The sequence below is a fragment of the Mycobacterium sp. genome, assembly GCF_049802695.1.
Lineage (GTDB): Bacteria > Actinomycetota > Actinomycetes > Mycobacteriales > Mycobacteriaceae > Mycobacterium.
This window is the reverse complement of sequence record NZ_JBARMY010000176.1, coordinates 1-6,544: the sequence shown is the minus strand read 5'-3', so window position 1 is coordinate 6,544 and position 6,544 is coordinate 1. Positions and strand designations below refer to the sequence as shown.

Sequence of the window (6,544 nt, the reverse complement as noted above, 5' to 3'; positions counted from 1 at the left end):
CGCTCACCTGGCGCCGTTCCTGCCCGGCCACCCGCTGGCGCCTGAGTTCCCCGCAAGCGGGCGGTGCCCCGTGCCGGAGGGCCGGACGGTGTCATCGGCGCCCTACGGGTCGGCCTCGATTTTGCCGATCAGCTGGGCCTACATCCGCATGATGGGCGCGGCCGGCCTACGCAAGGCGTCGTTGGTGGCGATCGCGTCGGCCAATTACATCGCGCGACGGCTCGACGAGTACTACCCGGTGCTGTACACCGGCGAGAACGGCATGGTCGCCCACGAATGCATCCTGGATTTACGGCCGATCACCAAGTCGACCGGCGTCACCGTCGATGACGTCGCGAAAAGGTTGGCCGACTACGGTTTCCACGCACCGACGATGAGCTTCCCGGTGAGCGGCACGTTGATGGTTGAGCCGACCGAAAGCGAAAGCCTGAACGAAGTGGACGCCTTCTGCGAGGCTATGATCGCCATCCGCGCCGAGATCGACAAAGTAGCGACCGGGGCCTGGCCCGTCGAAGACAACCCGCTGCGCGGCGCCCCGCACACCGCGGAGTGCCTGCTGGTGGCGGACTGGGACCACCCGTACTCGCGTGAAGAAGCGGCCTACCCGCTGGGCAAGACGTTTCGGCCCAAGGTGTGGCCGCCGGTGCGCCGCATCGACGGCGCTTACGGCGACCGCAATCTGGTCTGCTCATGTCCGCCGGTGGAGGCGTACGCCTGACGACCACATGGCTCGCAGGTTGCAGCGGCCAAACGTTGCCCCCTGTTTGGTCAACTGCCAGCGCCGGACATATTGAAGTCGTGTTGAACACGAGTAGCTTCATCAGAGCTCCGATCGGTGGGCTGGCGAAGATGGTCACTGTGTAACCGGTGCCAGATGAGCACAGCTCGTTGCGAGCGATTTGGAGCAACGACCCCTTGACATCGGCAACTCGAAGGGTCACCGAGTGCAGCTGCAACAGGACCGACGATTTCCGGCCCGGTCTATGCCCGCCCGGCTGCAGGTCCGCCCGGCTGCAGACGAGACCCTCTTCAACTACTTAACTATGCTGGTACGCACGGGTTTACGACCTCAGCAATCTTCCTGCTGTAACTGACGGAGTTACATGGGCTTTCCAGAACCACCGAACGGGCGATTGACGCCAGAGTATGCTTAAAGTTGGTTAAGGATTTGCTTAAGGGAGCTTGTGGTGCCGAGGCAAGACGAGTCGGGGTGGCCCATGGTGGGCCGCGATGACGAGGTCAATCATCTGTTGGCCGCACTCGATGATTCCGCGGGGTACTGGGGAGTCGTCTTGACGGGTGAGAGCGGGGTCGGCAAATCGACACTGGCTCGCGCCCTTGCCGGCATTCTTGAATCGCGCGGGCGCACTGTGAGGTTTGCGCTGTGCACCGAAACCCGGAGTGCGGTGCCGTTCGGTGCGTTCTATTGGTTGATGACTGCCCAGGTAGCACCTGAACCCGCCGTCATGCTGGCAGCCGCGCACAGAACTCTGGAGCGAGAGCAGAACCTCGTCATCGCCGTAGACGACGCAGAATTGCTCGATCCGTTGTCGGCATCATTGTTGTGCCAACTTGTGGCCCGCGGCAATGCACGATTGATCGTCACCATCGGCTCGGGCAATGCCATGCCCGATACATTCGCGGCGCTGTGTAAAGAGCGAATGCTACTTTCCCTGCGCATTAACGCGTTCACCTGGCAGCAGACCGAGACGCTCGCTCGCACCGTGCTTGGCGGTGTCGTGGCAAGCCGGCTTATCGACGAGTTGCAAGACCGGACTGCGGGTAATCCATTGCTGCTGCGCGGATTGCTGATCGCCGGTCAAGAGAATGGTGTGTTAGTGCACGCGGACGCGGGCTGGCAACTCTTCGGCACATTGCGTGGGGACCGCCAACTCTACGACCTTCTTGAGTTTCGCCTGCGGTCCTTCGCACCTGAGGAATTAGAAGTGGTAGAGGTTCTGGGAGCTGCGGAGGTGCTGGACTGGGAGGTTCTGCGCGGACTTTGCGACGCCGACGCGGTGGGACGCCTTGAGCGTCGCGGAATAATCCAGTTGGTTGCCGACGAATCGAACACTGTGGCGCGGTTGTTTCACGCCGTTCTAGGGGAAGCGGCGATCCAACGAGCTGGGGTGGTGCGCTCCCGGCAGCTCAACGGGCTACTGGCACAGCATCTTCGGAAGCAAATACAAGCAGCAGAGCGCCATTCGAGGCGAGCCGACGTGCGGACCCAGATACAGCTGGCGCAGCTTACAATGCGAAGCGACCTAGCGCCGGATTTCAACATGATGATCGATGCAGCGGTCAGCGCGCTGAGGATGTGGAACATCGATTGCAGCGAGAAGCTGGCGCGATTTGTGTTCGAGCGCGGCGGTGGCCTGCCAGCCGCGACCGTGCTTGCCGAGGCCCTCGGTTGGCGGGGAGCAAACGCCGAGGCTGAGGCGGTACTTGCTGACGTCGAGCCTGAGGGTCCCGGTGACTTGGTGACTGCGCATGGCTGCCTGCGAGCCGCGAACCTGTTCTGGGGCGGGCAAATTGAGCAAGCACGCCTGGAACTCGTCAACTTGAGGGAGCGCATCGAGCCGGGGGCGAGCGCCGAGCTCATCACGGCCATGGAGGTGATGTTCGCCTACTTCTCCGGTGACGTTTCGACGGCGACCGAGCTAGGACTAGCGCTCTGTTCACGCGACGCGCCACCGGTGGCCAAGGCGTGGGCGGCTGCGTCAACGTGCTGGGCGTTGGCACAAATCGGGCGATATGGCGACTTTCACCGCATAACGAATGCTGGTGTGCGGGCGGCTGCACTCGGCAACTCGGGGCCGCTACAGTTAGTTACTGGCTTGGCTGAGGTGAGGGTGCTGACCGACACCGGTGATTTTGCGGCGGCCGAGCGGGTTTGGGAACGCTACGCCGCGATGCCGGCCGGCGCGCTTACAGTACAGGGCGCCATCAACGCCATGCTTGGCCTCGTGGACCTTGCCCGGGGTGCGCTACTTGCCGCCTGTCCGGCATTTCACGACTCGTTGTCGGCGATGTCGCATGGTGCGCCCTTCACCTGGTTGATGGTGGTGGCTGCCTGGACGGCACAGGCAGAAGGCGGCCGGGGAAACAATGTGGCTGCCGCTGCCGCGCTGCGGCGCTCGGAAAAAGCCTACGGACCGCAGACAGCCGTGTATTTACCGGAACTTGAGCTTGCCCGGGCGTGGGAGCGAGCGTCGGTCGGCGAAATGGCCGCTGCCCAAATACATTCGGTACGCGCTGCGCAGACGGCGCGGAGTTTTGGGATGCACGCCGACGAGATGCGCGCGCTGCACACGGCGGTTCGGTTCGGCGATCAGTCGTGCGCGGCAAAACTGGAGGAACTAGCCAGAACAATGAACACTCCGTTGGCGGAGGCGATCGCTGCCCACGCCAGTGGCCTGGCCAACCACGACGGTGACCTGCTCGACGTCGCGGCACGACAGTTCGCCGACATGGGCGCGGTGGCACTTGCTGCCGACGCGGCCGCGCAAGCGGCCGCCGAACACAAACGCTCAGGCCACCGTGCCAAGAACGTTGAGTCATCGGCCCGGGCATACGGGCTGGCCCAACGAGGCGGACTACGCACGCCAGCAGTCGACGCAGCGGCCCGCCCCCTTCCGATCACGCCCCGTGAACGCGAGGTTGCGATGCTTGTGAGCTCCGGTTTGTCCAACCGTCAGATCGCCGATCGGTTGGTTGTCTCGGTACGTACCGCGGAGGGACACCTCTACCGCATCTTCGCCAAACTCGCCATCAACAGCCGCGACCAGCTGACCCAGTTGCTCGATCTGGATCAGTCCTGGACTAAAGACGACGTCCCTGGCCGACATCGCCTTCGTCACACCGTGGGGCGCCATCCTGGCAAATCCCGGAATAAGGTCAGCGACAAGACGATCAGCCCGTAGCCGCCGGGCTCGATCTGCCGAGACCGTGGCGCACGCACCGTGTGGTAGGCCCCGCACGCCGAACGTCGATGACTGGTTCACTTTTTCGCGGAGTCCCGAACCTTGAACATCGATTTGCGAGATCTACTCGACGCCGAGTCGATTCTTACTCTAGGTGGATCGGGGCCCTACTCTAGCTGTATCTGAGTCCTACTCTAGGCGCGACTGCGAACTACTTAAGTTGCGGCAAACATGCGGGCAGCAGCTGTAAGCCTCCTAGGCTTCCGGCATGACATGCCGCCCCGGGTTGTGCCCGGTGTTGAGAGACAGCCGTCGTAAGACAGGTAGTGCACTACTCATGCGCACAACATGACGCGCACGCATCCTGGTCTGCAGCTGACAGGAGGTAACGAATCCATGCTGGGTAAAGTTTCTCTCACGGCGCTCCTGCAGGAGCGAGCGACCCGACAACCCGACGCCACGGCTACACATTCATCGACTACGAGCTCGATCCGAATGGACTTTCCCAAAGTCTTACGTGGGCGCAGCTCCACCGTCGAGCGCAAGGCAATGGCAAGGTTCGACGTTCCGCCTTTACTGAACGTTACCGGCAGAACGAATTCGAGCGTGTGGACGCGCAGACGTGACTGCGACTTCTCCGAGCGATGCCGCGCTACGGGAATTAGGTGAGCAGACGCTCACGAAGCAGCGTGTTGTCGACCACATCGTCGAGCACCTCGCTGTGACCGGAGTCGACTACATCTTCGGCGTCGACGGCGCCAACACTTAGGACCTCTACGACCATGTGCGTTACCCGCGAGCAACTGTTCTACGGCGGCCGGTACAGCTACAACCGGTTCGCGCCGAGTCGGCTCGGGGCCGGTCCGGCGGCGATGCTCCCGGGGCTACCGTCCGTCGACGTCACCGATGCCGACGCATTTAGCGCGGCGGTGCGCACGGCGCTCGATGTCGATGGCCCGTCAGTCGTCAGCATCGAATGCGCAGCCGACGAAAGTCCGCCCCTCGCGACGTTTCTCGGGCCATTGATAGCCAAAAACGCTGTGTATCAGAACGTTACAAAGGAGAACAGACCCGATGTCGCTTTCAGCGCTTGACGACTTTGTTGCCCATACCGGCACCGCAGGGCCGATCGAGGGAGTAATCCGTATCGAGGCCTTACTGCGACCCGCGCCGCGTGTCTGCACTACATCGAACAGAACTGGACCGACATACAGCCGAAGAGTCTGCGCGAGAGGCTGGCGAAGGGCCGTGGTTTTGACAAGTAGACGGCCTGGATCGGAGAAGTAGGATGGTACTAGAGGCATTTCCGCTCACGCGCGCACAGGTGACGGAATCTTATAACCAAGCACTTCCGCTCACGCGGGGACAGTTGGCTATCTGGCTTGCGCAAGAAACGGGTCGCTTCGGTGCGAGGTGGCAACTGGCCTATCTTGTACGACTCGAGGGCGCGCTCACGCCCGACTTGTTTGAGCGCGCGATCCGTCAAGTAGTGCGCGAGGCCGAGCCACTTAGAGCCTCCTTTTTCCAGGTGGACGGCCAGGTTTTCCAAAAGACGGTTGATTACCCGGATGTCGAGCTTGCTCGCCATGACCTCATAGGATCGCAGGACCCTGTCCAGGAAGCCCATCGGCTAACATCCTCGATTCAGCGCACGGTGATGCCGCTTAATGGCCCGCTGTTCAAATTTGCGTTGTTACAGACACGGGTAGATGAATGGTACTTCTTCGTGTGCTGCCATCATATAGTGGCTGACGGAATCGGCCTTGCTCTTGTTTGTCATCGAATTGCAGTTGTCTATAGTGCCTTGGCTTCGGGCACGCCGATTCCCCCTGCTTTCTTTGGGTCGCTGAGTGATCTGATTGCTTGCGAGTTAGAATACGAAGCATCCGCCGATTATCTCGACGATCAGGCCTATTGGACCAACAACCTGCCGCCGGAAAGCGAACCGCGTTATCGGTTAGCGGCCGCAGCGGACAGGCGTGATCAATATGAGCCTTCTGCACCGGTTGAATTGGACCCTGTCGTTGTCGCCGGGATCAAAAGAATGTCGCAGGCGTTGGGGGTGCGTCGCTCGTCGGTGATTACTGCGGCGTGCGCGCTGCTGCTGCGTGGGTGCGACGTCGAGAGTTCGGAGGTAGTGCTCGATTTTCCGGTGAGCAGGCGTGTGCGACCGGAGACACAGACGGTGCCCGGAATGGTCACTGGGTTCGTCCCGCTGGTGTTGAAAGCCTCGCCCGGGTCTGCGGTTGCCAGTTTTTGTGAACATGTCGACACGCGACTGCGGGAAGCGCTGCAGCATCAGCGGTTCCCGGTGCACGAAATTGAGAACAAGGCACGTCTCCGCAACTCCGGGCAGACGTCGAATCGCGTAATTATCAATTTCATTCCGACTACACATCTGGCGAATCTTACCGGCGCTACGGCAACGGGGACTCTGACCCATACTAACCTCGTTGATCAGTTCGGATTGGACTTTTTCAGAGACGATGATCGGCTATTTCTCAGCACGCAGCCGAGCGCGACGACGAGTGGGACCGCGGGTGCTGGGCAATGGCTTTCGGATTGTGATGTCCGCGATTTAGTAAAGCGGTTGGAGCGGGTGTTGGTGGCGATGACCGCCG

General features: G+C 61.5%; 3 protein-coding genes and 3 pseudogenes. All 6 read left to right on the top strand.

Annotation, left to right across the window (positions count from 1 at the left end; genetic code table 11):
* Window positions 1-718, top strand: a pseudogene (locus tag WA317_RS07055) (glycine dehydrogenase (aminomethyl-transferring)); the annotation flags it as partial.
* A gap of 499 nt (window positions 719-1,217) precedes the next feature.
* Window positions 1,218-3,923: an AAA family ATPase gene (locus WA317_RS07050; protein ID WP_425172353.1), complete on the top strand. Its 2,706-nt coding sequence runs from the start codon at window positions 1,218-1,220 to the stop codon at window positions 3,921-3,923.
* Between the two features lie 622 nt (window positions 3,924-4,545).
* Window positions 4,546-4,692 carry a hypothetical protein gene (locus WA317_RS07045; protein WP_425172352.1) on the top strand — a complete coding sequence of 49 codons (147 nt, stop codon included), beginning with the start codon at window positions 4,546-4,548 and terminating at the stop codon, window positions 4,690-4,692.
* Between the two features lie 13 nt (window positions 4,693-4,705).
* Window positions 4,706-5,017 (top strand): annotated as a pseudogene (locus WA317_RS07040) (thiamine pyrophosphate-binding protein); the annotation flags it as partial.
* Between the two features lie 66 nt (window positions 5,018-5,083).
* Window positions 5,084-5,188 (top strand): annotated as a pseudogene (locus tag WA317_RS07035) (MbtH family protein); the annotation flags it as partial.
* Between the two features lie 59 nt (window positions 5,189-5,247).
* A partial coding sequence (locus tag WA317_RS07030) for a condensation domain-containing protein (RefSeq protein ID WP_425172351.1) occupies window positions 5,248-6,544 on the top strand: 1,297 nt, incomplete at its 3' end.

Excerpts from the sequence above, each read along its gene's own strand:
- WA317_RS07050 (WP_425172353.1), top strand. The coding sequence starts at position 1,218 with ATGGTGGGCCGCGATGACGAGGTCAATCATCTGTTGGCCGCACTCGAT.